Consider the following 25,626-nt stretch of genomic DNA (forward strand, 5'->3'; position numbering starts at 1 on the left):
GTTCGGTTACAGCTGCGTGCGCCGCGTTACAGCTCGCCCTCGGCGCAGCTCGCCCCGCGTCACGTCTCGGCGCTGCGGGAGCGGCACCGTTACGCTGAACTCGTGCTTCTCAGCGACCGCGACATCAAGGCAGAACTCGCAACGGGCCGCATCGGCCTCGCCCCGTACGACGAGCAGATGGTGCAGCCGTCGAGCGTCGATGTGCGCCTCGACCGGTACTTCCGGCTGTTCGACAACCACAAGTACCCGTTCATCGATCCCTCGGAGGACCAGCCCGAGCTGACCCGCCTGATCGAGGTCGACCCCGACGAGCCGTTCATCCTGCACCCCGGCGAGTTCGCGCTCGGCGCGACCTTCGAGCAGATCTCGCTGCCCGACGACGTCGCCGCGCGTCTCGAGGGCAAGTCGTCGCTCGGCCGGCTCGGGCTCATCACGCACTCCACCGCCGGATTCATCGACCCCGGCTTCAGCGGACACGTGACGCTCGAGCTCGCCAACGTCGCGACGCTGCCGATCAAGCTCTGGCCGGGAATGAAGATCGGGCAGTTCTGCTTCTTCCGTCTCACCTCGCCGACCGAGAACGCGTACGGGTCGGGCCCGTACGGAAACCGCTACCAGGGGCAGCGCGGACCGACGGCATCCCGCTCGTTCCAGAACTTCCACCGCACCGACGTGGGCACGACCGACGCCGGCGCGCTCGGCGGCTGACTCCCCGCCCCACCGCGCCGCGCGGCGCCCGCGGGGGGTGATCCGTGCGCGGTTCCGGCACGACTGCCGTGCGCGATCGACCCCGCTGCGCCTCCCGGACGAACGGTCGGATGCCTCGGACGCTCGGTCGGGCACGGCATCCGCTCCACCATCAGGCTGGAACCATGACGATCACCGCACCTGTTCCCACGGCGAACGACCGGGTCGCGCGCATGCCGTATGCGGCGCTGCTGACGATGATGGCGATGAGCTTCCTGCTCGTCAGTGCCGAGTTCCTGCCCAACGGCGTGCTCACCGAGATCGCCGCCGAACTCGAGGTCACGCCGGGACAGGCCGGGCAGCTCGTGACCGTCACCGCGCTCGCCGGACTGCTCGTCGCGCCGACCATCGGGCTCATGCTGCCCTGGCTCGACCGGCGGACCCTGCTGGTGTGGATGGCCGTGCTCGCCGCGGTCTCGAACCTCGTGGTCGCCATCGCGCCCTCGCTCGCGCTGATGCTCGTCGCCCGCGTGCTGCTGGGCGCCGCGCTGTCGGGCTTCTGGACCATGTCGATTACGGTCGCGGCGCGCATCGCGGGGCCCGAGCGGCTGGGCCGAGCGGTGATGTTCACCTCGGCGGGCACCTCGCTCGCCACGGTCGCCGGGGTTCCGGTGGGGGTGATGCTCAGCCAGCTGCTCGACTGGCGCGGCGTGTTCGGCATCGCCGCGGGAGCCACAGCGCTGCTCGCGGTGGCGCTGCGGACCCTGCTGCCCGCCGTGCCGGCCGAGAACGTCGCGCGGCCGTCGGTGCTGGTCGAGACCCTGCGCCGGCCGGGGATCGGGCTCGGGGTCGTCGGGCACGTGCTGGTGATCTTCGGCCATGCGCTGGCGTACACGTACATCCGCCTCGCACTCGAGCGGGTGCGGATCGACGGGGGAGTCATCGACGAGGGCGCCGTGATCGTGCTGCTCGCGGTGTTCGGCGTCGGCGGATTCATCGGCAACCTCGTGATCGGCGCGGGTATCGACCGCACCTACCGCGTGCTCGCGGTGGCGACGCCGGTGGCGATCGCGCTCGCCGTGATGCTGATCATCGTGGGCGCCGGCTCGCTGTGGACGGTCGGGGTCGTCGCTTTCGTCTGGGGCTTCTTCTTCGCGTCGTGGCTGCTGATCGTGAACACCTGGGTCGGTCACCGCATGCCCGATCGCCTCGAGGCGGGCGGAGGACTGGTGGTCGTCGGATTCCAGGCGGCGATCATGCTCGCCGCGGGAGTGGGCGGGATGCTCGTGGATGCGCTCGGCATCGAGCTCGCGTACACCGTGGGCGCCGCGATGCTCGCCCTGGGTGCCGTGCTCTTCGGCCTGTCGGACCGCCGCAGCCGCTGACGCGCGCGCGCCGTGGCGCCGTCCGGTCGAGAGGTCAGAAAAGCACCGGAAGCGGCGTATTGCGGTGCCTTTTCGACTTCTCGGCGTCGGGCTCGGCGCGGGCGCGGTGCCCGCTGGCGCGGGCGCGGGGGTGAGAGGTCAGAAAAGCACCGGTACGGGCGTATCGCGGTGCCTTTTCGACTTCTGGGCGGGGGCGTCGGATCAGGCGGATGCCAGGGGGCCGCGTGCACGCCAGGCCGAGGGCGTCAGCCCGGTGTGGCGTCGGAACGCGCGGCTGAAGCCCTCGTCGGACGCATAGCCCAGCTCGCGCGAGACCTCGCTGACGCCACGGCCGTCGATGAGCAGGGCGCGCGCAGCGCGCATCCGCACCTCGGCGACGTACTGCCCCGGCGACCGGTCGAAGGCCGCGCGGAACCGCTCGGCGAACACCGAGCGCGAGAGGGCGCTGACGGATGCCATCTGCTCGACCGTCCAGTCGCGCCCCGGGTCGGCGTTCACGGCGTCGACCACGCGGTCGAGGAACGGATCGCCGGTGAGCGACGGCCACCCCTGCGGCGCGCACACGCTCGACCACGCCCGGATCACCGACTGCAGCAGGGTCGTCGCCATCATGCGGCAGATGACCAGGTCTCCGTCGCGATCGCAGACCACCGGCGCATCTGTTCCCATGTGCTGCGCCAGAGCGGCCGCGGCGGGCTCGAGGTCGGCGAAGCCGCGGATCCAGGCGAGATCGGGCAGCAGCTCGCCGACGTGCGCCGAGCCGTCGGTCAGTGAGAGGTGCGAGACGAGCACCCCGGCCCCGGCGGGGACGTGCAGGGCCAGCGGCCGCGCGCCCGACAGCAGCAGGACGTCGCCGGCCGCCAGGTCGTGGGGGAGCCCGGCGGACGCAGGCAGTGCCACGCGTCCGGCGAGCACGTAGACGAGGGAGAGTCCATCGACGCCGAGCGGGATCGTGTCGTCGATCGCGGGGAAGAGGCGGCGCTGGGAGCGGATGCTGATCGCGATCGCTCCGAGCAGCTTCTCGAGCGCATCGCCGCGCGCGCTGCGGGCCGCGGGTGCGGCGGGCGCGGGCGCGAGAAGGGTCATGCCTCTGGCAACCCGCCCGAGCGCGGGACTATTCCAGCGCTCGGATGCGGGATGCTCGCTCACGGGTGCGGCCGTCAGTGATCTGCGTGGCTGTGCACGGGGTGCCCGCCGTGAAGCGGTCGTCCCCGCCGGCCGGGCTGGGCGCGGTCAGCGGGCCTGGTGCGACGGCTCGGCCGCGGCCGGCATCGCGGAGATGCTCGGCGCGGCGGCGAAGGCGAGGATGGCGTCGAGCACGGGGTCGGCGCGGAGTGTGCGGTTGTGGCCGTAGCCGCGGGTGAGCAGAAGCTCGGAGTGCCCACGGTGGGCCGCATGAAGTTCACACGAATGGCCGACATCGAGTCTGCGGTCGTCGACGTCGTGCACGATCAGCAGTTCGACGTCTGCCGGGAGGGGGTTCTGCAGCGAGTCGTAGTGCGCATCCGCTGTGGCGCGCGAGAGGCCCAGGCGGCGGTAGAACTGCTTCTCGAACGATGTCCTGACGGGCGGTGCGAGCCGCAGGGTGGCGGCGAACTGATCGTGGAAGGCCTGAACAGCCCCCGCGGCGGAGACCGTCGCCACTCGCGGCGTGCTGACGCCGCTTCGCACGGCTGCGAGCGCGGCGAACCCTCCGAAGGAGTGCCCGACGATCAGGTCGAACGGCCCCTCGCTGTCGGAGAGCTGATGAGCGGCGGCGACCCAGTCGCGCACGTCGGTGCGTCGGCCGGGGGAGTCTCCGTTGGCGGGCGCGTCGAAGCTCACCACGCGGTACCCCTCGCTGACGAGCTCGCGGACGAGCGTGGCGAACTGCGCGGCTCGGGCGTTCCATCCGTGCATGAGAAGCACGGCGCGCGTGCCGCGGCCCCATTCGTACGAGGTCACGCGTCGGCCCCGCACCTCGATCTCCCGGCGCACGGCCTGCGAGTGGGTGTGCCGGTCGTCCTCCCGCACCGGCATGCGCGGGGTGGTCGAGAAGAAGGCGGCGAGAGCGATGCGCGCCGTAAGGCCGGGCGAGACGGCGCCGAGCAGGCGGATGCCGGACGCGGCGATGCTCATGAGTGCAGACACGACGTCTCCTATCAATACGAACGATCGTTCTTAGACTATCCGAACGATCGTTCGTAGACTAGAGGTGTGACGGATCCCGATTCTGCAGTCGCCGACGGTCGCCGCGTGCGCGGTGACGCGTCGCGCCGCTCGGTGCTGCGACGCGCCACCGATCTGGTCTCGATCGAGGGGCTGGACGGTCTGAGCATCGGGCGGCTGGCAGCGGAGTCGGGCCACAGCAAGAGCAGCATCGCGGGGCTCTTCCAGAACAAGGAAGGGCTGCAGCTGGCGACCGTCGCGGCAGGGCGAGCGATCTTCATGGAGGTCGTGGTCGACCCGGCGCGACGCCACGATCGGGGGCTGCCGCGCCTCGTCGCGCTGATGCGTCACCTGATCGACTACTCGCGAGACCGCGTGTTCGCCGGCGGGTGCTTCTTCGCCGCGGTGAGCGCGGACTACGACTCGAAGCCGGGGCCCGTCCGCGAAGCAGTGCGCGCGGCGATGCACGACTGGTACGGGTACGTGCGGGCGCAGGTGAGCGCGGCGGTCGACGCCGGAGAGCTCGAACTGGATGATGACGGCATCGAGCTGCTCGCGTTCTCGCTGCCGGCTCTCTACGAGCAGGCCAATGCGCGGTCGCTGCTGTGGGGCACCGACGAGCCGTACCTCCTCGCGCAGCGGGGGATGCACGACCTGCTCGTGCGCGCAGGGGCGGACGAGAGCATGCTGACGATGCTGGCGGCCTGATGTGAGCCGAATGCACCCCTCGGCTCGACGGCAGTCTCCCTCCCACGCTGTCAAGCCCGTCGTCTCGGCCGGTCGCCACGCCTACGGTCGGCTTCCATGAGCCCACACGACCAGCATCCCGACACCAGCGAGCGCGCGCATCAGGTGCTGGTCGTCGGCGGAGGCAACGGCGGACTGTCGGTCGCCGGGCGGCTGCGCCGCGCCGGCGTGACCGACATCGCCGTGATCGAGCCGTCGCAGACCCACTTCTACAAGCCGCTCTTCTCTCACGTCGCCGCCGGCACCGCACGGGCGCGCGAGGCGGTGCGGGCGCAGGCCGATGTGATCCCCCACGGGGTCGCGTGGATTCCGGATGCCGTGACCTCGGTCGATCCGCAGAACCGGCGGGTGCACCTGGCATCCGGTGACACCGTCCGGTACGAGCAGCTGATCCTGAGCCCCGGCATCCGCAACGACTGGGATGCCGTGCCCGGCCTCGATCAGGCGATGAAGTCTCCGCACGGCGCGTCGAACTACGAGTTCGGGCTGGCCCGCAAGGCGTCGCAGCTGCTGAGGTCGGTGCGCTCGGGCACCGTCGTCTTCGTGCAGGCCCCAGGCCCTGCGTCGTGCGCGGGCGCCGCGCAGAAGCCCATGTACCAGGCCTGCGCCTACTGGCGCGCGATGAACGTGCTGCACGACATCCACGTGGTGCTGCTCGTGCCGTCACCGACCATCTTCGGCATCCCCGAGATCGATGCCGAGCTGCAGCGCAGCATCGACGAGTACGACATCGACGTGCGCACCGGGACGCTGCTGCACGAGGTCGACGCCGAGAACCGCACGGTCGTCTTCGGAGGCGACGGCGGCGAGAGGAAGCAGCTGCACTACGACCTGCTGCTCGCCGAGCCGCCGCAGAAGGCGCCCGAGTGGATCCGTGCGAGCGGCCTCGCCGACGACGACGGCTTCGTCGCCGTCGACCCGCATACGCTGCGCTCTACGGTGCATCCCGAGATCTGGGGTCTGGGCGACGCCGCGGGAACGACCAACTCCAAGTCGGGCGGGGCGCTGCGCAAGCAGACGAAGGTGCTCGCCGAGAATCTCAGCGCCGTGCTCGACGGACGCGAGCCGGCGTCGAGCTATGACGGCTACGGCGTCTGCCCCTTCACCGTCACGCGATCGACGGCCGTCTTCGCCGAGTTCGACGATCAGCGCCGGCTGCAGCCGACGCTGTGGCGCAGCTCGTACCGCGAGAGCCGGATGAACTGGATCATCGACCGGCGGATCTTCCCGCAGGTCTACTGGCACCTGATCCTGCAGGGACGGGCCTGACGCGCGACCTCAGGTCGCGTCATGCGCCCGCCGCGGCGCGCGTCCGCGCGGCTGAGTCGGGCGCGGGCCGGGGTCGGGCAGCGGCGCGGTGCTCAGGCGTGCGGCTTCGCCCGCCGTCAGCGTGACGTCCTCGTCGAAGTGCCGGATGCCGAGCGCCGGCCCGTCTGTGAGCCGGTAGGTCACGGCATCCTGTTCGACCTCGACGCGGAGCGTGTGGCCGCGCACCCGCATCCCGAACGAGAAGGCCGTCATCGGCGGTGCGACCCGCGGTGCGAAACGCAGCGTCTCGCCGTCGTCGCGCATGCCGCCGAACCCGCCGACCAGGGCGTTCCACACGCCGGCCAGCGCCGCGACGTGCAGTCCCTCGTCGACGTCGTCCTGCAGGTCGTCGAGGTCGACGGTGCCGGCCTCGACGAGGTAGTCCATCGCCAGGTCGAGGTGCCCGACCCGGGCGGCGACGGCTGCCTGCACCGACGCCGAGAGAGACGAGTCGCGCACGGTGAGCTGCTCGTAGTAGGCGAAGGCGCGGGCTGTCTGCTCGGGGGTGAAGGCCTCGGGCATCGACTGCAGGGCGAGAACGAGGTCGGCCTGCTTCAGCACCTGCTTGCGGTACAGGTCGAAGTACGGGAAGTGGCTGTGCAGCGGGTACTGGTCGTCTCGGGTGCCCTCGAAGTCCCACCGCTCCTTCTCGGTGAAGCCGGCGGACTGCTGCGGGATCCCCCGCTTCTCGTCGAACGGGATGGTGATCGCGTCTGCGGTCGCGGTCCACAGTGCGATCTCGTCGGCCGTCACATCGAGGGCGGATGCCTGATCGCCGTGCCTGCGTGCCGCAGCGGCCGCAGCGCGCAGGTTGCGCTGCGCCGAGAGGTTCGTGAAGACGTTGTCGTCGACGAGCGCGGAGTACTCGTCGGGCCCGGTGATGCCGTCGATGTGGAAGGCGCCGTCGTCGTCCCATCGGCCGAGCGAGCACCACAGCCGAGCGGTCTCGATGAGGATCTCGGCGCCCTTCTCGCGCTCGAACCGCTCATCGCCGGTCGCCTTGACGTACCGCACGATCGCGGCGGCGATGTCCGCGTTGATGTGGAACGCGACGGTGCCGGCGGGCCAGTAGCCCGAGCATTCGCGCCCGTCGATCGTGCGCCACGGGAAGGTCGCGCCCTCGAGGTGCAGCTGCTCGGCCCGGTCGCGGGCATGGCCGAGGGTCGAGTGCCTCCACGCCAGAGCGTCTCTTGCGGCGTGCGGCACCGTGTAGGTCAGCACGGGCAAGACGAAGGTCTCGGCATCCCAGAAGGTGTGGCCCTCGTAGCCGACGCCCGTCAGCCCCTTGCCCGGAATCGACCGCACCTCGGCGCGCGCCGCGGCCTGCAGCACCTGGAACAGGGCGAACCGCGCGCTCTGCTGCAGGCGCTCGTCGCCCTCGATGACGACGTCGGCGCAGCCCCAGAACTCGTCGAGGTACTCGCGCTGCTCGTCGGCGAGCGCCTGCCATCCGGCGTCGATCGCGTTGACGACCGCAACCTCTGCCCGGTCCTGCAGGCCGACGTCATCGACATCGGCCGCCCACTCGTGACCGACCACCTTGAAGAGGCGGATGCTCTCGCCCGCGGTGAGCCTGGTGCGCACCGTGGTGCGGGCGAGGTCGGGGGTGCTCTCGGTCACCGGCTCGGGAGCAGGGCGCGCCGTCGAGGTGCTGACGCGGTGATCGGTCGCGACGGCGACGGTGATCCGGCTGCGCGTGGTGCGCTGAGCCAGGGTGGCCCGGCCCCCGGATACCCGGTGCGAGACCGGCTCGAAGGGATGCCGCAGGGCGTCCATCACGCGCGGCTCGGAGTGCACCTCGGGAAGCGGCTCGTCGGCGACGACCTCTGAGAGCAGCGTCACCTCGGTGTCTTCGTCGACCGCGGTGACCTCGTAGACCACGGCGGCGATCGGCCGGCGGGTGAACGACACGAGCCTCTGCGATTCGACCGTCACGGTGCGTCCGGCGGGGGAGGTCCAGGTGGCCGTGCGGTGCAGGATGCCCGTGCGGAAGTCGAGGCGCTGCTCGTGGGCGGCGAGCGTCCCGGTGCGGATGTCGAAGGGCTCATCGTCGACGATCAGCCTGATGACCTTGCCGTCGGGCACGTGCACGACCGTCTGGCCGTGCTCGGGGTAGCCGTAGCCGTCTTCGGCGTAGGGCATCGGATGCTCTTCGAAGACGCCGTTGAGGTAGCTGCCCGCCGCGGCGCTCGGATCGCCCTCATCGAGGGTGCCGCGCCAGCCGATGTGCCCGTTCGAGAGAGCGAAGACGGACTCGCGGTGCGACTGCCCCTCTTCCTCCCAGCCGGCATCCTGCAGACACGACCAGCCGATGCCCCACGCAGCCACGTCGAATCGGTGCTGTGCCATGTCGCTCCCGTCGTGCTCGACTCGGAGCGACCATTGTGCGTCTCAAGGGCGGTCTCGTGCGCCACCCTTGCGGCGCACGAGGGCATCCGGCTATGGCATCCGGCCGGTCGTCGGCCTGGGACCGCGGTGTCAGGCCCCGACGTCGTCGGGGAAGCGAACGCAGAGCAGCAGCACGAGGCCGATCAGCAGGATGAGCCCGATGCCGAGCACGCCGTAGACGATTCCGCCGAACCAGAGCAGGAAGAGAGACCAGGCGAGCGGCGAGAGGAACGACGCCACGCGGCCGGTCGTCGCATACAGGCCGAAGATGGTGCCCTGCTGGCTGGCGGGGGTGAGACGCGTGAGCAGGCTGCGGCTGGATGCCTGGGTCGGGCCCACGAAGGCGCACAGCAGCAGTCCGCACACCCAGAAGACGATCGTGCCGAAATCGCGCAGCGCGTAGACGACGAACGCCATCACGACGAGCCCGGCGAGGGCGAAGATGATGAGGCGGCGCGGACCGATCGCGTCGTCGATGCGCCCCGCGAGCAGGGTCGAGATGCCGGCGACGAGGTTGGCTGCCAGCCCGAAGACGATCACCTCGAGGAACGAGAAGCCGAACCCCTGGGCGGCCAGCACGGCGCCGAAGGCGAAGACCCCGGCGAGTCCGTCGCGATACACGGCCGCCGCGAGCATGAACCAGAAGGTCGGGCGGTTCGTGCGGAAGAGCTCGGCGATGCTGCGGCCCAGCACGATGTACGAGCGGAAGAAGCCCACCTTCTCGGTCGAGGCGTACGAGGGCGACTCGGGCACGTTGCGGAACATCGGGATCGAGAACACGAGGGTCCATACGGCGCAGATGACCGCGACGAGCTTGAAGGCGAGCGGCTCGCTCTGCCCCACCAGGAACAGCACGGGGATGCACACGATCAGGGCGACCACGCCGCCGATGTACCCGAGGCCCCATCCGAGACCCGAGACCCGGCCGACGTTCTTCGGCGTCGACACCTCGGACAGCATCGCGTAATAGCTGACGTTGCCGATCTCGCCGATCACGGCCGCGATCGCGACGGCGAACGCGCCGAACCAGAAGAACTTCGGGTCTGCGTCGACGAAGAACAGCGAGAACTGCACCAGCGCGATGGCGAGGGTCGCGCCCATCACCCACTTCTTCTTGCTGCCGCGTGCGTCGGCCTGCTGGCCGAGCACCGGTGCGAGCAGAAGAATCAGGATGCCGGCGGCGAAGTTCGCCCATCCCCACCACTCCGAGAGGTCGGTGAGCCCCTGGCAGTAGGCCGAGCCCGCGAACTCCGACCGGTTGCAGTTCATGTACGAGCCGTCGGCGAGCAGCCCCGATTCGCGCACCGACGGGTCGAGGAACATCCGCGACGTCAGGTATAGCGCGATCCAGACGAAGGTGAGGATGACGGTGTTGAACGGCTGCATCGCCCAGTCCCACATCGCCCACGACACGACCTGCTTGCGCGTCGCCTCACGTCCGGAATCGGGGTGCTCCCGGCCGAAGGCCGCGACGGCTCCCGTGCGAGCGGTGGGCGGGGGCGCGTCGGCGTCACGACCGGTCATAGCGGTCACGCTACCGGATCCGGCGCCGGCCACGAGGGTGCCGAGCGCCCCGAGAGCTTCGTCGCGTCGCTGACGTCGAAGTGGTCGCGCGCTCGATGCTTCCGGGCCCTCCGCCCGCTCAGCCGAAAGCGCTGGTCATCAGCGCGGCGAACAGATCCTCGGCGTCGCAGGCGACGCGGCGGCGCGCGAACCAGTCGCAGATGTTGACGCAGTCTCGGTGCAGCAGGTCGAAGCCCTGCGGATTGGACACCGTATCGACGATCTGCGGCAGATCGATCACACGCACCCTGCCGCGATGCACGAGCAGGTTGTAAGGCGATAGGTCGCCGTGCGCGAGTCCGGCGGCTGCGAAGAGGTGCATCGTCTCGACGATCTGGTCGAACAGGCCGGCCAGCTCTCGGGCATCCGCCCTCACCTGCGCGAGCCGGGGTGCGGCGACGCGATCGTCGCCGATGAACTCCATGAGGATCTCGGTGCCGTCGACCTGCACGGGATAGGGCACGGGCGCGCCGAGCTCGTGCATGCGGCTGAGTGCCGCGAACTCCGCGAACGACCACTCGGCGGCTGCGACCGCGCGGCCGTGCGCCGACTTCTTCGCGAGAGCTCGGGCGTCGCGCGTTCTCCTCGTGCGGCGACCCTCGGCGTACACCGATGAGCGCTGGAAGCTGCGGTGATCGCTGTCGCGGTAGCGCTTGGCTGCGAGCAGCGTGCTCGTGCCCGGCCTCGAGCCGGCGCCGGGAACGGCCCGCTCGATCAGGAAGACGTCGGCCTCCTTGCCGGTCTTGAGGATGCCGAGCTCGGTGTCGACCGCGGCGGCGCTGGTGACGACCCACTCGGGACGGGGAAGCGGGCCTCGTTCGGTCGGCATGGTCGAGGGCCAGGTCGACCAGCGCTGATTCTCGCCGATCTCGGTGTCGGCGAAGGCGAGGGTGATGTCGAAGGGCGATGCGTCGAAGGACGCGGAGGGGTGAGTGTTCACGATGTGGCTCCGGAAGGGAGGCCACACACGGATCAGAAGCGGGTGGCCTCGACGGGAAGGGCGTCGGCGGCGGGCACGACGGTGACGGTGTTCATCGGTCGCTCCTTCCGCTGGCATCTTCCGGGCGCTTCCCGGTGCAGGTCGAGTGTAGGGGCGGGCGATGCGGGGGCGGTATCGGCGGATGCCCGGTCGTTACGCCTTCGTGACCTGGCAACCCGGCTCCCGCTCGTTCTGATCCGCGAATGTCGGAGGCCCTCTGGATACTGGACATGTGAACGGAATTGCGACAGCGACCGACGAGGACATGGCGAACCTCGGCTCAGTCGTATCGTCGCTGGCGGCCATCGAGAAGACTCTGCAGGGTGTGCTGGCCGCTCGAGACGGGCTGCTTGCGCTCGCGAATCGGCTGGCCATGTCGATCGCCGAGCAGGGCGACGGCCTCGAGCAGTCCGACCTCACGCTGCGTGCGGTCGCCGCCGAGCTGGCAACGGCCCTGCGGGTCAGCGACCGCACCGTGCAGCGCCGGATGCTGGCGGCCGAGGTGCTCGTCGAGCGGTTCCCGGCGGTATGGCAGGCGCAGGGCGCGGGGCTGATCACCGCAGGACATGCCCGCGTGATCGTCGACAGCGGTTCGCACATCGGCGACGCCGATGCGCGAGCCGCCTACGCGGCGCGTGCGGTCGAGTTCGCGCAGAACGAGTCGCCCAACCGCGTGCGAGTGGTCGCCGAGCGCATCGCGCAGCAGTATCAGGCGCGTTCGCTCGACGAGCGTCATGAAGACGCCCGCGCGAATCGCGGGGTGTGGGTGACGGATCACCCGGATGCCATGTCCGAGCTGCACGTCCTGGGCCCGTCGGCGCTGATCCACGGCGTGCACGACCGGCTGACGGAGATGGGCGCGTCGCTGAAGGCCGCCGGCGTGACGGCGGATGACGGCGACCACACGGGTGCCGACGCCACCGTGGCACCGGGGAGCGTCGATGCACGCACCCTCGCGCAGCGTCGCTGCGATCTCGCGCTCGATCTGCTGCTGACCGGCTCTCCCGCCGGCCACGACACGGATGACGCGCTGCTGGGCGCGATCACGCCCCATATGTCGGTCACCGTGCCGGCGACCACGCTGATGGGGCAGGAGGGGCCGGCGGCAGAGCTCGACGGTCGGACTCCGGTGGATCCCGTGACCGTCCGCAAGCTGGCCGGTGCAGCCACCGGCTGGGACCGCGTGCTCACGCACCCGGTGAACGGCGGAGTGCTCGCCGTGGATCGATACCGGCCACCCGAATCGCTCCGCCGTCGGCTGCGCGCACGCGATCAGCGCTGCCGGTTCCCCGGATGCGGCATGCCGGCGCTCGACAGCGACCTCGACCACACCCGCGATGCGGCGTTCGGCGGCGAGACCAGCGAAGACAACCTCGCCGCACTCTGCCGGCGACATCATGTGCTGAAGCACCACACGCCGTGGCACGTCGTGCAGCTCGGCGACGGACTGCTCGAGTGGACGAGTCCCACAGGCCGCACCTACATCGACCGGCCGCCCCCGCCGAACACCGTCACATTCGCCGAAGCGCCGTTCTGACGCGAGGTCAGGGCCGGTGCGCGTGGAGCGGCTCGGCCGTGACCCGGAGCACGGTCGTCGCCAGGATGCCGCAGCAGGTCAGGAGGCGCATAGTCATGCTCACTAGCGTGGAGGCACGCCCACTCGAGGAGATCCGTGTTCACCACTCCTGCCCGCCTGTTCCGCGCGCTCGCGATCGCCGAGGCGATCACCTGGACCCTGCTCATCAGCGCCCTCATCGCCCGCGCGGTCGGGCAGCCCGCCGTGCTCGTCACGATCGCAGGAGGCATCCACGGCTTCGTCTTCCTCGCCTATGGCGCCACGGCCGTGCTGCTCGCCTTCCACCAGCGCTGGAACGTCGGCGCGGCGATCCTCGCCGTTGCGAGCGCCGTCGTCCCCTACGCGACGATCCCGGTCGAGATCTGGCTGCACCGCAGCGGGCGCCTCGAGGGCCAGTGGCGGCTCACCGAGACCGACGATCCGCGCGACCGCACCTGGTACGACCGCACGATGCGCTGGTTCCTGCACCGGCCGTGGGTGCTCGGCCTGCTGATCCTGGTCGCGGTGGCGGCGATCTTCAGCATCCTCCTGCTCGTCGGCCCTCCCGGCGGACGCTGACCCGCACTCGGTCGCGCTTCGCCGCTCTCAGTGCGCGGTGGCGACGCCGATGCGGTCGTGGGTGATCACGGCGGCGACGCGCGCTCCCGCGCCCGCGGCGACGATCAGCTGCTGCGGACCGGGGGCGGCGACATCTCCGGCCGCGTACAGCCCGGGGATGCTTGTGCGACCGGACCTGTCCGTCAGCAGGTGCCCTGCCGTGTCGCAGTCCGGCGCGATGCCGTCGAGGAACGACAGGTCGGCCTCCCATTCGGGGCGCACGAAGCCGCCGTCGATGGGGCGCTCGGCGCCGTCGGCTGTGCGCACCGCCTCTATCCGGCCGCGCTCGCCGGCCAGCTCGACGATCGGCGAGCGGACCACGGCGACGCCGGCCGTCGCGAGCTCGGCCTCTTCGGCGGTGGTCACCGCGTCGGAGCCGTGGGTGAACACGGTCAGCTGCGGCGTCCAGTGCGAGATGAGCCTGGCGCGGTCGGCGAGGTCGGCGGATTCTCCGATGAGAGCAAGGCTGCGGCCGCGCAGCTCCCACGCATCGCACGCGGCGCAGCTGAACAGGGTCATCCCGTAGAAACCGCGCAGGTTCGGCACCTCGGGCAGCGTCTCGCGCAGACCTGTGGCGAGCAGCACCGATCTCGCCGTCACCTGCTCAGAGGGCTCGCGCCGCCCGATGCCCGCGGCGAAGCCGGCATCCGTCGTCGTCAGCGAACCCACCCGCACGCGCGAGCGGATCTCGACGTTCGGATAGGCGGCGAGCTCTTCACGGGCGATGCGCCGCAGTTCGAACGGCGGAACGCCGTCGCGCGTGAGAAAGCCGTGCGAGTTGAGCGTCGCGGCGTTGCGGGGTCGATCCGCGTCGACGACGAGTACGCGGGCGAGGGAGCGGCCGAGGTTCAGCGCCGCCGAGAGACCGGCAGGGCCCCCTCCGACGACGAGCACGTCGTAGTCAGCCATGGGCGCTCTCCTGCGGCGCGAGAGCGGCCACCACTGCATGGTCGAAGTCGTACGTTCCGACCTTCGACGCCCCGCCCGGTGACCCGATCTCGTCGAAGAACTCGACGTTCGCCCTGTAGTAGTCGGCCCACTCCTCGGGCAGATCGTCTTCGTAGTAGATCGCCTCGACAGGGCACACCGGCTCGCACGCTCCGCAGTCGACGCACTCGTCGGGGTGGATGTAGAGCGAGCGCGCGCCCTCGTAGATGCAGTCCACGGGGCATTCGTCGATGCAGGCGCGGTCCTTGACGTCGACGCACGGCAGCGCGATCACATAGGTCACGGGGCCAGCACCCCCGGCCGCGAGATGTCGACCTGCTCGTCGCGGCCGACGACCTTGACGCGCTCGCGCACGTGCTCGTGGTTCTCGCCGAGGGCGCGCTCGTGGGCATCCAGCGCCAGCCATCCGTCCCACGTCGTGTACGCGGTCTCGCGCTCGTCGAGCAGGTCGAGCACGTCGGTCTCGACCACCGGGGGCGTCAGGGCCCCCGCCTCGGCGTCGGCGACGAGGTGCCCGATCGTCTCGAGCGCATCGGACTTCGTGTGCCCGATCAGGCCGACCGGACCTCGCTTGATCCAGCCCGTCGCGTACAGCCCGGGCCGGCCGAGCACGCGGCCCTCGTCGTTCGGCACGACGCCGCGGTGCTCGTCGAAGTCGGCGCCCTCGACGCGGGTGCCGTAGTAGCCGATGGCGCGGTAGACGGCCTGCACGTCGTACTCGCGCACCTCGCCGGTCGGCACGGGCGCGCCGCCGGCATCCGGTGCGGTGCGCGCGAACCGGATGCCCTCGACGCGGCCGTCACCGGTGATCTCGACCGGCGCGTGCCAGAAGTGCAGGTGCAGCCGGCGGGACGCCCCCGTCGAGGGCCGGTCGCGCCACGAGTTCAGCGTGCGCAGCATGACCTTGAGCTGATTGTTCGATGCGGCGGTGGGGTCGACGCCCTCGAAGTCGTCGTCGTACAGCACGATGTCGACGTCGCGCACGTCGCCCAGCTCGCGCAGCTCGATCGGGGTGAACTTGATGTCGGCGGGCCCACGGCGGCCGAAGACGTGCACGTCGGTCACCGCAGACGACTCGAGGCCGGCGAGCACGTTGTCGGGCACCTCGGTGGTGCGCAGGTCGATCGCGTGCTTCGCGAGCACGCGAGCCACGTCGAGGGCGACGTTGCCGTTGCCGATCACCGCGACCGATGACGCGTCGAGGGGCCAGGTGCGCGGCACGTCGGGATGCCCGTCGTACCAGGCCACGAAGTCCGCGGCTCCGTACGAGCCGGTCAGGTCGACGCCGGGGATGTCGAGTGCGGCGTCGCGCAGCGCCCCGGTGGCGAGGATCACGCCGTGGTACCGCTCGCGCAGCTCGTCGAGCGCGATGTCTCGACCCACCTCGACGTTGCCGATGAACCGGATGGTGCGCCGGGCGCCACCCGTGGCGGGGAAGGCGTCGAGCATCTCGTGCAGCGAGGTGACGATGCCCTTGATGCGCGGGTGATCGGGTGCGACCCCGTAGCGGATCAGGCCGTAGGGCGCGGGCAGCGATTCGAACAGATCGATCTCGACGGCTTCGATGGTGTCGTGCGCCGCGACGGCCTGGGCGAGGAGGTTGCCCGCATAGATGCCGGCCGGGCCTGCGCCGACGATCGCGACGCGCAGCGTGGAGAGGGTCATGACAGGGGAGCCTTTCGAGACGAGGGGGAGGGGGAGTGGGCGTCGATCGCCCGGATGAGCCCGGTGTCGACCGCGAGGCCGGCGTCGAGCGCCGCGGCGAGACGCGAGCGGGCGCGCCGGCGCACGGGCCGAGATGGGCTTCCGGGTGCAGCCGATGAGGTGGTGCCTGATGCGGGTCCGGATGCCGCGGACGCGGCGCCACCGGCATCCGCGGGCACAGGGACCGCAGCCGGGGCGAGCGACGCGGCGTGCGGGCTGAGCCGCACCACCTCGCCGATCACGACGACCGCGGGTGAGCGCACCTGCCTGGCCGCAGCGAGCTGCGCGATCGTGCCGAGCGTTCCGATCGTCACCCGCTCGCCGGGGCCGTAGCCGTCTTCGACGATCGCGACCGGGCAGTCGGTGCCGCGGGCGCCGGCGGCGAGCACGTGCGCCGAGTGCCCGAGGGTGCTGACTCCCATCAGCAGCACGAGCGTGTGGTCGGAGCCGGAGGCGCTCACCGATCCGCCCGGCTCGATCTGATCGTGGGCGCTCACGACGCTGAACGACGCGGCGACGCTGCGGTGGGTCAGCGGGATGCCCGCGACCGCAGGCACCGAGACGGCGCTGGTCACGCCGGGCACGACCTCGACGCGCACGCCGGCGGCCTCGCAGAACAGCTGCTCCTCGCGACCGCGGCCGAACACGAACGGGTCGCCGCCCTTGAGGCGCACGACTTCGCGGCCTGCCTGCGCCAGCTCGACGAGCAGCTCGTTGATGGCATCCTGAGGCACCCGGTGATGGCCGGGGAGCTTGCCGACGTCGATCACCTCGGCCGCGATCTGCGCGCCCTCGGCTTCGAGCTGCGCGAGCACGCTGCGGGCGCCGAGCCGGTCGGCGACGATGACGTCGGCCTTCTCGATGGCGCGGAGCCCGCGCAGGGTGAGCAGGCCCGCGTCTCCCGGGCCCGCACCCACCAGGGTCACGGTGCCGGTCGGGTTCACGGGCCGGGTGCTGATCGGTGCGGTGGTCATCGGGTGCCTCCCAGCAGCAGTCCGCGGTTGCGCAGCATGCGCCGTTCGATCGGCCCGAACAGCACGAGCTCGATGACGATGCCGATCGCGAGGATGAGCAGGATGGTCGCGAGCACGCCGGCGAGATCCGCCAGCTCGCGCGACTGGTTGAGCATCGTGCCGAGGCCGAAGCCGATCGACCCGCCGCTCGTGATGATCTCGGCGGCCATGAGCGAGCGCCACGAGAACGCCCAGCCCTGCTTGAGGCCGGCGAAGTACCCCGGCAGCGCCGCGGGCAGCGTCACCGCCGTGGCGAGCTGCCAGCGGCTGGCGCCGAGCACGGTTCCCACCCGGCGCAGCTGCGGCGGCACCTGGTCGATGCCCGAGAGCAGGCCGTTCACGATCGACGGGATCGCGCCCATCAGGATCACGAAGTACGCGGTCGCGTCGCTCAGGGCGAACCAGATGATCGCGGCGGGCACCCACGCGACCGATGGCAGCACGGTGAGGCCCGAGATCAGGGGGCCTGCGGCCCGGCGCAGCAGCCGCCACTCGGCGAGCAGCATGCCCAGGGCCGTGCCGACGACGATCGCGATGAGAAAGCCGATCACGCCGCGCTCGAGGCTCGTGACCACGGCCTCCTGCAGACGGCCCGACTCCCAGGCGTCGCCGAAGGCGCCGGCGACGGCGGCAGGGCTCGGAGCCTTGTCGGGGCGCGGGTTCGCGATCACGATGTACAGCTGCCAGACCGCCAGCAGCACCACCAGGAGCGCGACGGGCGGAACGACCTTGCCGAGCAGGACGCGGCCGAGCGGCTGACGCTCGGCGACGTCGGACTGCAGGCGGTCGAGGCCGGCGGAGAGGGTGTCGAGGTCGGCGCTCTCGCCCACCTCGGCTCGGGGCTGAGTCAGCTCACGCGGCATTTCGGGCGATCTCCTTCCGCAGCTCGGCGGTGATCTCGGTGGCGAGAGCCGCGACCTCCGGCGACTCGATGCGTCGTCCTGTGGTGTTCTGGATGCGCCATTCGCCGGCGATGCGGCCGGGGCGGCTCGAGAGCAGGATCACGCGCTGGCCGAGGCGCGCAGCCTCGCGCACGTTGTGCGTGACGAACACGATGGTGCGTCCCGTGGCCCGCCACACCCGTTCGAGCTCTTCGTGCAGCAGGTCGCGCGTGATCGCGTCGAGTGCGGCGAACGGCTCGTCCATCAGCAGCACCGAGCGGTCCTGCGCGAGAGCCCGCGCGAGGGCGACGCGCTGGCGCATGCCTCCCGAGAGCTCGTGCGGACGCTTGTCGGCCGCCTCCGTCAGGTTGACCGTGCCGAGCAGCCGCTCGGCCTCTGCACGGCGCTCGGCACGGGGCATCCCGCGCAGCCGCAGCGCCAGCTCGACGTTTCTGCGGGCCGTCAGCCACGGCATGAGAGCCGACTCCTGGAACATCACCGCCGACCCGGATGCCGGTGTCGTGAGCTCGCCGGAGGTGAGCGGCTCGAGCCCCGCGATGAGGTTGAGCAGCGTCGACTTGCCGCATCCCGATGCCCCGAGCAGGCACACGAACTCGCCGGGGGCGATGTCGAGCGAGATGTCGTCGAGCACGACCGGACCCGTGCCGTAGCGCTTGGTCACGTGCGTGATGCGCACCGCGGGGTCGACGACCGGCGCCGGCGCCGCGAGCGGCGTGACGCCGTCGAAGCTCGGCGCCAGCGCGGCGCCCGGTTCGGGGACGACTGCCGGGGCGGCCAGGATCGTCTTGCCCGCGGTGGCGCCCATCAGTCCTCCCCGAGCCCTGCGGCCGAGACGGGCTCGGCGCCCGCCTTCTCGAGCAGCGCGTTCAGCGCCCGAAGGTCGAACAGGCCGTCGATCGAGCCGTCCTTCTGCGTGCCGGCTGCGAGGCCGTTGTCGACGAGCGTCTCGAAGGTCGAGGCCACCGGGTCGACAGTGAAGGTCACGTTCTCGAGTGCGCGGGCGAGCACCGCGTCGTCGAGCGTCTTGCCCGTGGCCTCGTCGAGCGCGTCGTTGATCACGGCGGGCGCCTCGTCGGAGTTCTCGTCGAGCCACTGCACGGCGGCGATGTGGCCTTCGAGCAGCTCCTCGACGACGTCGGGATGCTGCTCGGCGAACTCCGCCCGCACCAGCAGCACCGTGGTCGGGAACGCGCCGTCCTTCCACAGGTCCGCCTCGTCGACGAGCACATGCGCACCCGCCTCGACGACCAGACGCGACACCCACGGCTCGGGCAGCCACGCGCCGTCGAGCTGCCCGTCCTGGAACAGCGTCAGCGTCTGCGCGTTCTCGGTGGGCGTCACGTTCACGTCGCCCCCGCCCGACACCGAGGTCTCGAAGCCCTCGTCGGCGAGCCAGCTGCGCAGCGCGACGTCCTGCGTGTTGCCGAGCTGCGGGGTCGCGATGTTCGCGCCCTTCAGATCGGCTGGCGAGTCGATGCCGTCGCGCACGACCAGCGCCGCTCCGCCGGAGGTGGCGCCGGCGATGATGTGCGCCGACGTGCCTCCCGACTGGATGAACGTGTTGATCGACGGGTTCGGCCCGATGTAGGTCGCGTCGATCGCGCCGGCCGAGAGGGCCTCGATCGCGGCCGGGCCGGCGTTGAACACCTCGGTCTTCAGGTCGACGTCGCCCAGGGAATCCTGGAACAGACCCTCCGACAGGCCGACGAGAGCCGGCGCGTGGGTGACGTTGGCGAAGTAGCCGAGGCGCACCTCGGCGAGGTCGTCCTTCCCGCCTTCGGCGGCCGCACCGGATGCCGGGGCGCAGCCCGCGAGCGCCAGAGCGGTGAGGCCCATCGCCAGGCCCCCCAGTGCGGTGAATGTCCTGTTCCTACGGGTGATGTTCACGGTTTCGCCTCCTTAGGCTCGGTGGTGCGTGGTGGGTGTTGCGGGTCTGCGGGGTCAGTCGATGACGGTGCCGGCGGCGAGCGTCGCGCCGTCTGCGGGGTGGATCAGCAGCAGCGAGCCGCCCTCGCGGCTCTGCGCGTACGGTTCGAGGGGCAGGTCGGATGCCAGACGAAGGCGCACCCGGCCGATCTCGTTCTCGGCGAGAGAGCCCGCGGCTGCCAGGTCGTGGTGCGCGAGGGTCTCGAGGTCGCGACGGGTGAGCACCTCGGCGACGATCGCCTGCACGGTCGCCGTGCCGTGCTTCACGAGCACGCGGGCTCCGGCGACCGTGGCGCGAGGGTCGAGCTGGAAGAGCTCGACCACGGCATCCCTGCGCAGTGCGGGGGCTGAGCCCTCGGCGACGATCAGCGCGCCGCGGGCGGCGTCGATCTCGTCGGCCAGGGTCAGCGTCACCGACTGGCGGACTCCCGCGCTGCCGGCCTCGGCTCCTGCGACGTGCACGCCGGTCACCGCGGTCGCGCGACCGGAGGGCAGCACCTGCACGCGGTCGCCGACCGAGACGGCGCCGGCCGAGATGCGACCCGCGAAACCGCGGAAATCGCGCAACCGCTCGGCCTCGTCGGCATCGATCTCGGGCGACAGGCCGCCCTGCGGGCGCAGCACGAGCTGCACCGGCAGCCGCAGGGGCGCGTCGGCGTCGGTGCGCACGGGCAGCGTCTCGAGCAGCTCGAACAGCGTCTCGCCCCGGTACCAGGGCGTGCGCTCGGAGCGGTCGACGATGTTGTCGCCCTCGAGTGCCGAGACAGGCAGCACGCGCACGGCGCGGATGCCGAGCTCGTCCGCCACACGCAGCGCCTCCAGCTCGATGTCGACATAGGTCTGCTCGTCGAAGCCAGTGAGGTCGATCTTGTTGACCGCGACGATCACGTGCGGCACCCGCAGCAGCGAGGCCACGGCCAGGTGGCGCCTGGTCTGCTCGACGACGCCCTTCCTGGCATCCACCAGCACCACGACGGCGTCGGCCGTGGCCGCGCCGGTGACCATGTTGCGCGTGTACTGCACGTGGCCGGGGCAGTCGGCGAGGATGAAGCTGCGCCGGTCGGTCGCGAAGTACCGGTACGCGACGTCGATCGTGATGCCCTGCTCGCGCTCGGCGCGCAGGCCGTCGGTCAGCAGGGCGAAGTCGAAAGCGCCGTGCGCGAAGCCGCGAGCGCGCGAGGTGGCGGCGACCTGGTCGAGCTGATCGGCGAGGATCGCCTTCGCATCGTGCAGCAGCCGGCCGACGAGGGTCGACTTGCCGTCGTCGACCGAGCCCGCGGTCGCGAACCGGAACAGCGTGGTCTCGGTGCTCATCAGAAATACCCGTCCTTCTTGCGGTCTTCCATGGCGGCCTCGCTGATGCGGTCGTCGGCCCTCGTGGCACCGCGCTCGGTGAGGGTCGTGCGCGAGACCTCGTCGACGATCGACGCGGTGTCGGCGGCGTCCGACTCCACCGCTCCGGTGCAGCTCATGTCGCCGACGGTGCGATAGCGCACCGTGCGGCGCACCACCTGCTCGCCGTCGCGCGGCTGCGAGAACTCGCCCACCGCCCACCACATGCCCGAGCGCTGGAAGACATCGCGCTCGTGCGCGTAGTAGAGCGGGGGCAGCGAGATTCCCTCGCGCTCGATGTAGCGCCAGATGTCGAGCTCGGTCCAGTTCGAGATCGGGAAGGCGCGCACGTGCTGACCCGGCAGGTGGCGGCCGTTGTACAGGCTCCACAGCTCGGGACGCTGATTGCGCGGATCCCACTGGCCGAACTCGTCGCGCAGCGAGATGATGCGCTCTTTGGCGCGAGCCTTGTCTTCATCGCGGCGGGCGCCCCCGAACACCGCGTCGTGGCGGCCGGCGGCGATCGCGTCGAGCAGCGGCTGGGTCTGCAGCGGGTTGCGGGTGCCGTCGGGGCGCTCGAACAGCCTGCCGTCGTCGATGTAGTCCTGCACCCTGGCGACCTCGAGGTCGATGCCGAGGCGGGCGACCGTCTCGTCGCGGAAGCGGATGACCTCGGGGAAGTTGTGACCCGTGTCGACGTGCAGAACCGGGAACGGCACGCGCCCGGGGGCGAACGCCTTCGCCGCGAGGTGCAGCACGACGACCGAGTCCTTGCCGCCCGAGAACAGCAGCACGGGGCGTTCGAACTCGGCGACCACCTCGCGGATGATGTGGATGCCCTCGGCCTCGAGCAGGTCGAGCGTGCTCAGCGCTGTCTGATCGATGATGGTGCTCATACGTGCAGCCCGCATTCTGTCTTCGTCAGTCCGGCCCAGCGGCCGGATCGGGGGTCTTCGCCGAGGGCGACCGGCCTGGTGCACGGAGCGCAGCCGATCGAGGGGTAGCCGTTGGCGATCAGGGGGTTCACCGGCACGTCGTGCGCGGTGGCGTAGTCGATGAGGTCGTCGAAGCTCCACGCCGCGACCGGGTTCACCTTGACGAGTCCATTGCGCTCGTCCCACACGACCAGCTCGGTCGTCGAGCGCGTCGGCGCCTCGTCGCGGCGCACTCCGGTGAACCACACCTCGTAGCCGCCGAGCGCCCGCTGCAGCGGCTCGACCTTGCGGCGCGCGCAGCACAGACCGGGGTCGCGGGCGAACAGGTCCGTGCCGAACTCGGCGTCCTGCTCCCGTACCGACTGCGCCGGCTTCACATCGACGACCGTCACGTCGAGGCGTGCGGCGACCTCGTTGCGCGTGAACGTCGTCTCGGCGAAGTGGTAGCCCGTGTCGAGGAACAGCACGTCGACGCCCGAGAGGTTCTGGGAGACGAGGTGGGGGAGTGCGGCATCCGCCATCGAGCACGCGACGGCCGCCTGCGAGACGGCGAAGTTCTCGGCCACCCACGCCACGACCTCGGCCGGACTCGCCTCATCGGGGCGGCGGCTGCGCAGCTCGACGTTGCCCCGCTCGGCCAGGGCCCTGAGTTCGGCGGCGGGCCGTCGCCCCGTGCTGACGGCGAGGGGGATGCTCATTGCAGCGCCTCATCGTCGGCACGGTGCGCCCACTGCGCGAACGTCTCGTCGGCGCTCCCGCGGTCGGCGAGGTAGCGGCGGATGACCCGCTCGGCGTAGTCGGCGATGCCGTCCGCCGGCACCTTCAGCCCGCGGACGGTGCGGCCGAGGCCCGCCTCTTCACGGTCGACGTTCGCAAGTCCGCCGCCGAGGTGCACCTGGTATCCGGGCACCTGCTGGCCGTCGATCAGCACGAGCTGACCCTTCAATCCGATGTCGGCGGTCTGGATGCGGGCGCACGAGTTCGGGCATCCGTTCACGTGCAGCGTGATCGGGCGGCCGATCTCGGGCTCGAGGGCACCGAGGCGCTCTTCGAGCTGCTCGATGGCGCGGGCGGCGTTGACCTTGGTCTCGACGATCGCGAGCTTGCAGAACTCGATGCCCGTGCACGCGATCGTGCCGCGGCGGAACAGGCTCGGCCGGGCCGACAGGCCGATGGCGTCGAGGCCGGCGACGAGGCTCTCGACCCGATCCTCGTCGATGTCGAGCACGAGCAGCTTCTGATGCGGGGTGGTGCGCACGCGCTGCGAGCCGTGCGCCTCGGCGAGGTCGGCCAGCGCGGTGAGGGTGCTGCCCGAGACGCGGCCGACGAGCGGGGCGGCGCCGACGAAGAACCGTCCGTCCTTCTGCCTGTGGATGCCCACGTGATCGCCAAGGGTCTTCGGCTTGGGGGCAGCAGGTCCGTCGGGCAGCGGGCTGTCGAGGTACTCGTTCTCGAGCACGTCGCGGAACTTCTCGGTGCCCCAGTCGGCGAGCAGGAACTTCAGGCGCGCCTTGTTGCGCAGACGCCGGTAGCCGTAGTCGCGGAAGATCTGCGTGACGCCGTGCCACACCTCGGCGACCCTGTCCGGTGCGACGAAGACGCCCAGGCGCTCGCCGAGTCGGGGCACGACCGACAGCGCGCCGCCGACCCACAGGTCGTAGCCGATGCCGAGGTCGGGGTGCTCGACCGCGACGAACGCGCAGTCGTTGATCTCGTGCACGACATCCTGGCTGGGGTGACCGGTGATCGCGGTCTTGTACTTGCGCGGCAGGTTCGACAGGGTCTCGTCGCCCAGGAACCGGTCGGCGATCTCGCGGATCTGCGGGGTCGGGTCGATGAGCTCGTCTGCCGCGATGCCGGCTACCGGAGAGCCGAGGATCACGCGGGGCACGTCACCGCAGGCCTCGGTCGTGCTGAGGCCGACGGCTTCGAGGCGGCGCCAGATCTCGGGCACGCTCTGCACCTCGACCCAGTGCAGCTGCACGTTCTGCCGGTCGGTGATGTCGGCGGTGTCGCGGGCGAACTCGGTCGAGATCTCGCCGATCACGCGCAGCTGCTCGGTGGTCAGCTGTCCGCCGTCGATGCGCACCCGCAGCATGAAGTACTCGTCTTCGAGCTCGTGCGGCTCGAGCTGGGCGGTGCGGCCGCCGTCGATGCCCGGTTTGCGCTGCGTGTAGAGGCCCCACCACCGGAAGCGCCCATGCAGGTCGGTCGGGTCGATGCTCTCGAACCCGCCCTGGGCGTAGATCGTCTCGATGCGCTCCCGCACATTGAGGCCGTTGTCGGCGAGCTTGAACTCCTCGTTGCCGTTCAGCGGCTCGGTGCCGTCGATCGCCCACTGGCCGTGCGGTTTGGTCGGTGTGCGGCTGGTGCGCGTCCTCGCGCCGCGGATCGCCGCCGGCTGCTGAATGGTCATCTCGCCCCCTCGGTTGAATGGCTGGGGATCAACGTACGGACTTGGATCCGGTGCGGAAACCTTCCGTGACACGGAAAGACCACGGGCGACACACGGCGTCATGTGACGCGAAACATGACGCCCGAGGGGTGGCGCGGTCGTCGGATCTGTGCATCCGGCGACGGGGCGCGCGCGGCGCCGAGTGCACGAGCACAGGCTGTTCAGCCGGAACAGGCCGGAATCGCGGAATCCGTCCTGTTCTCGCGTGTTCGCCTGTTCTCGGCGACTCAGCTCCGGGACGCGACCCGCTCGTATCGGGAGATCACGAGGTCGACGAGAGCGTCCGGGATGCCCTGCTCAGTCTGCAGATCATCGAGCAGCGGAGGCGTGAGGGGGCGATCGCCCGCGTGCCGTGCCGCGAGATCGAAGAAGAATCCGCGCCCGAGCAGATAGGTCGCGACGACGGCATCCGGAGACGCGGCCAGCGCCGTCGGCAGATCCGGATGCCGTGCCGCGAGGTACCCGATGTCGACGAGGCGACCGGTGCGGTCGCGCAGCAGGGCGGCGATGCCCTCGGCATCCGGAACCGAGCGCTGGTCGCGCGAACCCGCGACGGCCAGCACGACCGGGGAACCGGAGCGGCCGATCCCGTCGAGCCGCAGCGCGAGCACCTCGGCGAGCAGAGGGTCGGGGCCGAGGGGCGCGGTGACGACGGCATCCGCGCGCTCGGTCGCGACGCCGTGCAGATCATGGTGCACGTGGAAGCCCTGAGAGAGCAGCAGCGGCACGATCACCACCGGCCCGTCGATCGCGGCCAGCGCGCTCGCCGCGTCGGGCTGCTGCACGTCGACGAACCCCTCGCGCACCTCCACGTCGGGCAGCCGAGCGGCCACGCGTGCGACGAGCGCCGCGATCGACCGAGCGCCGTCGACGTCGGAGGTGCCGTGCGAGACGGCGAGCAGCGCGGGTCTGGCCATGCGGGCGACTCTAGGTCGCGCTGCCCTGATGAGTCGCGCGCGGCGTCAAAGAGGGAAATGCAGCAGGTCGCGCTTCGCGGCCGAGGGGCGTACGAGCCTGCTGGATCAGGCTCTCG

The 25,626-nt window shown here is 70.9% G+C and carries 23 protein-coding genes; 6 read left to right on the top strand and 17 right to left on the bottom strand.

Annotation, left to right across the window (positions count from 1 at the left end; translation table 11 throughout):
* Positions 1-102: 102 nt before the first annotated feature.
* Positions 103-708, top strand: coding sequence for a dCTP deaminase (gene dcd / locus AB0N59_RS04690; protein ID WP_363479417.1), 606 nt, complete (start codon positions 103-105; stop codon positions 706-708).
* A gap of 164 nt (positions 709-872) precedes the next feature.
* The gene (locus tag AB0N59_RS04695; RefSeq protein ID WP_363479420.1) at positions 873-2,072 is read left to right on the top strand and encodes an MFS transporter; all 1,200 of its coding nucleotides are present in this window, start codon (positions 873-875) and stop codon (positions 2,070-2,072) included.
* Between the two features lie 201 nt (positions 2,073-2,273).
* On the opposite strand, the gene AB0N59_RS04700 is transcribed toward AB0N59_RS04695, so the two are convergent.
* Both AB0N59_RS04700 and AB0N59_RS04705 read right to left on the bottom strand, forming a co-directional pair.
* Positions 2,274-3,158, bottom strand: a complete 885-nt coding sequence (locus AB0N59_RS04700) for an AraC family transcriptional regulator (protein WP_363479423.1) — start codon at positions 3,156-3,158, stop codon at positions 2,274-2,276.
* A gap of 147 nt (positions 3,159-3,305) precedes the next feature.
* Positions 3,306-4,202, bottom strand: coding sequence for an alpha/beta hydrolase (locus AB0N59_RS04705; RefSeq protein WP_363479426.1), 897 nt, complete (start codon positions 4,200-4,202; stop codon positions 3,306-3,308).
* A 66-nt stretch (positions 4,203-4,268) separates the two neighbouring features.
* Between AB0N59_RS04705 and AB0N59_RS04710 the strand changes: the two genes are divergently transcribed.
* Positions 4,269-4,928: a TetR/AcrR family transcriptional regulator gene (locus tag AB0N59_RS04710; protein ID WP_363479429.1), complete on the top strand. Its 660-nt coding sequence runs from the start codon at positions 4,269-4,271 to the stop codon at positions 4,926-4,928.
* 96 nt (positions 4,929-5,024) lie between these two features.
* Positions 5,025-6,236: an FAD-dependent oxidoreductase gene (locus AB0N59_RS04715; RefSeq protein WP_363479432.1), complete on the top strand. Its 1,212-nt coding sequence runs from the start codon at positions 5,025-5,027 to the stop codon at positions 6,234-6,236.
* A 9-nt stretch (positions 6,237-6,245) separates the two neighbouring features.
* On the opposite strand, the gene AB0N59_RS04720 is transcribed toward AB0N59_RS04715, so the two are convergent.
* The 3 genes from AB0N59_RS04720 to AB0N59_RS04730 all read right to left on the bottom strand — a co-directional run bounded on the left by AB0N59_RS04720 (position 6,246) and on the right by AB0N59_RS04730 (position 11,166).
* Positions 6,246-8,624 (bottom strand): glycosyl hydrolase family 65 protein, encoded by a 2,379-nt coding sequence (locus AB0N59_RS04720; protein ID WP_363479434.1) that lies wholly within the window; start codon positions 8,622-8,624, stop codon positions 6,246-6,248.
* A gap of 129 nt (positions 8,625-8,753) precedes the next feature.
* Positions 8,754-10,187: an MFS transporter gene (locus AB0N59_RS04725; RefSeq protein ID WP_363479437.1), complete on the bottom strand. Its 1,434-nt coding sequence runs from the start codon at positions 10,185-10,187 to the stop codon at positions 8,754-8,756.
* 118 nt (positions 10,188-10,305) lie between these two features.
* On the bottom strand, positions 10,306-11,166 hold the full coding sequence (locus AB0N59_RS04730; protein ID WP_363479440.1) for an RIO1 family regulatory kinase/ATPase: 861 nt from the start codon (positions 11,164-11,166) through the stop codon (positions 10,306-10,308).
* Between the two features lie 271 nt (positions 11,167-11,437).
* Here AB0N59_RS04730 and AB0N59_RS04735 point away from each other — a divergent pair, with 271 nt between their 5' ends.
* Positions 11,438-12,742 (top strand): DUF222 domain-containing protein, encoded by a 1,305-nt coding sequence (locus AB0N59_RS04735; protein ID WP_363479443.1) that lies wholly within the window; start codon positions 11,438-11,440, stop codon positions 12,740-12,742.
* A 135-nt stretch (positions 12,743-12,877) separates the two neighbouring features.
* Positions 12,878-13,339, top strand: coding sequence for a DUF3817 domain-containing protein (locus AB0N59_RS04740; RefSeq protein ID WP_363479446.1), 462 nt, complete (start codon positions 12,878-12,880; stop codon positions 13,337-13,339).
* A 27-nt stretch (positions 13,340-13,366) separates the two neighbouring features.
* Here the strand turns inward: AB0N59_RS04740 and AB0N59_RS04745 are convergent, their stop codons facing one another.
* The 12 genes from AB0N59_RS04745 to AB0N59_RS04800 form a co-directional block, all read right to left on the bottom strand.
* Entirely contained in the window at positions 13,367-14,287 is a 921-nt protein-coding gene (locus AB0N59_RS04745; protein ID WP_363479449.1) for an NAD(P)/FAD-dependent oxidoreductase, read from the bottom strand.
* The gene (gene fdxA / locus AB0N59_RS04750) at positions 14,280-14,609 is read right to left on the bottom strand and encodes a ferredoxin (RefSeq protein WP_363479452.1); all 330 of its coding nucleotides are present in this window, start codon (positions 14,607-14,609) and stop codon (positions 14,280-14,282) included. Before fdxA ends, AB0N59_RS04745 begins: the two co-directional genes overlap by 8 nt.
* Entirely contained in the window at positions 14,606-15,991 is a 1,386-nt protein-coding gene (locus AB0N59_RS04755; RefSeq protein WP_363479455.1) for an FAD-dependent oxidoreductase, read from the bottom strand. The genes fdxA and AB0N59_RS04755 overlap by 4 nt, the downstream gene beginning before the upstream one ends.
* Entirely contained in the window at positions 15,988-17,004 is a 1,017-nt protein-coding gene (gene cobA / locus AB0N59_RS04760; protein WP_363479458.1) for a uroporphyrinogen-III C-methyltransferase, read from the bottom strand. Before cobA ends, AB0N59_RS04755 begins: the two co-directional genes overlap by 4 nt.
* Positions 17,001-17,906 (bottom strand): ABC transporter permease, encoded by a 906-nt coding sequence (locus AB0N59_RS04765; protein ID WP_363479461.1) that lies wholly within the window; start codon positions 17,904-17,906, stop codon positions 17,001-17,003. Before AB0N59_RS04765 ends, cobA begins: the two co-directional genes overlap by 4 nt.
* Positions 17,896-18,750, bottom strand: a complete 855-nt coding sequence (locus tag AB0N59_RS04770; RefSeq protein ID WP_363479464.1) for an ABC transporter ATP-binding protein — start codon at positions 18,748-18,750, stop codon at positions 17,896-17,898. Before AB0N59_RS04770 ends, AB0N59_RS04765 begins: the two co-directional genes overlap by 11 nt.
* Complete coding sequence (locus tag AB0N59_RS04775; protein WP_363479467.1) at positions 18,750-19,832, bottom strand: ABC transporter substrate-binding protein; 1,083 nt, start codon at positions 19,830-19,832, stop codon at positions 18,750-18,752. The genes AB0N59_RS04770 and AB0N59_RS04775 overlap by 1 nt, the downstream gene beginning before the upstream one ends.
* 54 nt (positions 19,833-19,886) lie before the next feature.
* Positions 19,887-21,185 carry a GTP-binding protein gene (locus tag AB0N59_RS04780; RefSeq protein WP_363479470.1) on the bottom strand — a complete coding sequence of 433 codons (1,299 nt, stop codon included), beginning with the start codon at positions 21,183-21,185 and terminating at the stop codon, positions 19,887-19,889.
* Positions 21,185-22,099: a sulfate adenylyltransferase subunit CysD gene (gene cysD / locus AB0N59_RS04785; RefSeq protein ID WP_363479473.1), complete on the bottom strand. Its 915-nt coding sequence runs from the start codon at positions 22,097-22,099 to the stop codon at positions 21,185-21,187. The genes AB0N59_RS04780 and cysD overlap by 1 nt, the downstream gene beginning before the upstream one ends.
* On the bottom strand, positions 22,096-22,836 hold the full coding sequence (locus AB0N59_RS04790; RefSeq protein ID WP_363479477.1) for a phosphoadenylyl-sulfate reductase: 741 nt from the start codon (positions 22,834-22,836) through the stop codon (positions 22,096-22,098). The genes cysD and AB0N59_RS04790 overlap by 4 nt, the downstream gene beginning before the upstream one ends.
* Positions 22,833-24,554: a nitrite/sulfite reductase gene (locus AB0N59_RS04795; RefSeq protein ID WP_363479480.1), complete on the bottom strand. Its 1,722-nt coding sequence runs from the start codon at positions 24,552-24,554 to the stop codon at positions 22,833-22,835. The genes AB0N59_RS04790 and AB0N59_RS04795 overlap by 4 nt, the downstream gene beginning before the upstream one ends.
* 266 nt (positions 24,555-24,820) lie before the next feature.
* A complete protein-coding gene (locus AB0N59_RS04800; RefSeq protein WP_363479483.1) occupies positions 24,821-25,510 on the bottom strand; it encodes a CbiX/SirB N-terminal domain-containing protein in 690 nt (229 codons plus the stop codon).
* Positions 25,511-25,626 lie beyond the last annotated feature (116 nt).

The organism is Microbacterium sp. NPDC089321 (genome assembly GCF_040684935.1).
Lineage (GTDB): Bacteria > Actinomycetota > Actinomycetes > Actinomycetales > Microbacteriaceae > Microbacterium.

Bases quoted from the DNA above. Each gene is read 5' to 3' on its own strand.
- AB0N59_RS04715 (WP_363479432.1), top strand. From the start codon at position 5,025: ATGAGCCCACACGACCAGCATCCCGACACCAGCGAGCGCGCGCATCAG.
- AB0N59_RS04755 (WP_363479455.1), bottom strand. From the start codon at position 15,991: ATGACCCTCTCCACGCTGCGCGTCGCGATCGTCGGCGCAGGCCCGGCC.
- AB0N59_RS04800 (WP_363479483.1), bottom strand. From the start codon at position 25,510: ATGGCCAGACCCGCGCTGCTCGCCGTCTCGCACGGCACCTCCGACGTC.
- AB0N59_RS04725 (WP_363479437.1), bottom strand. From the start codon at position 10,187: ATGACCGGTCGTGACGCCGACGCGCCCCCGCCCACCGCTCGCACGGGA.
- AB0N59_RS04795 (WP_363479480.1), bottom strand. From the start codon at position 24,554: ATGACCATTCAGCAGCCGGCGGCGATCCGCGGCGCGAGGACGCGCACC.
- cysD (WP_363479473.1), bottom strand. From the start codon at position 22,099: ATGAGCACCATCATCGATCAGACAGCGCTGAGCACGCTCGACCTGCTC.
- AB0N59_RS04695 (WP_363479420.1), top strand. From the start codon at position 873: ATGACGATCACCGCACCTGTTCCCACGGCGAACGACCGGGTCGCGCGC.
- AB0N59_RS04780 (WP_363479470.1), bottom strand. From the start codon at position 21,185: ATGAGCACCGAGACCACGCTGTTCCGGTTCGCGACCGCGGGCTCGGTC.
- AB0N59_RS04765 (WP_363479461.1), bottom strand. From the start codon at position 17,906: ATGCCGCGTGAGCTGACTCAGCCCCGAGCCGAGGTGGGCGAGAGCGCC.
- AB0N59_RS04790 (WP_363479477.1), bottom strand. From the start codon at position 22,836: ATGAGCATCCCCCTCGCCGTCAGCACGGGGCGACGGCCCGCCGCCGAA.
- cobA (WP_363479458.1), bottom strand. From the start codon at position 17,004: ATGACCACCGCACCGATCAGCACCCGGCCCGTGAACCCGACCGGCACC.
- AB0N59_RS04700 (WP_363479423.1), bottom strand. From the start codon at position 3,158: ATGACCCTTCTCGCGCCCGCGCCCGCCGCACCCGCGGCCCGCAGCGCG.
- AB0N59_RS04770 (WP_363479464.1), bottom strand. From the start codon at position 18,750: ATGGGCGCCACCGCGGGCAAGACGATCCTGGCCGCCCCGGCAGTCGTC.
- AB0N59_RS04745 (WP_363479449.1), bottom strand. From the start codon at position 14,287: ATGGCTGACTACGACGTGCTCGTCGTCGGAGGGGGCCCTGCCGGTCTC.
- AB0N59_RS04720 (WP_363479434.1), bottom strand. From the start codon at position 8,624: ATGGCACAGCACCGATTCGACGTGGCTGCGTGGGGCATCGGCTGGTCG.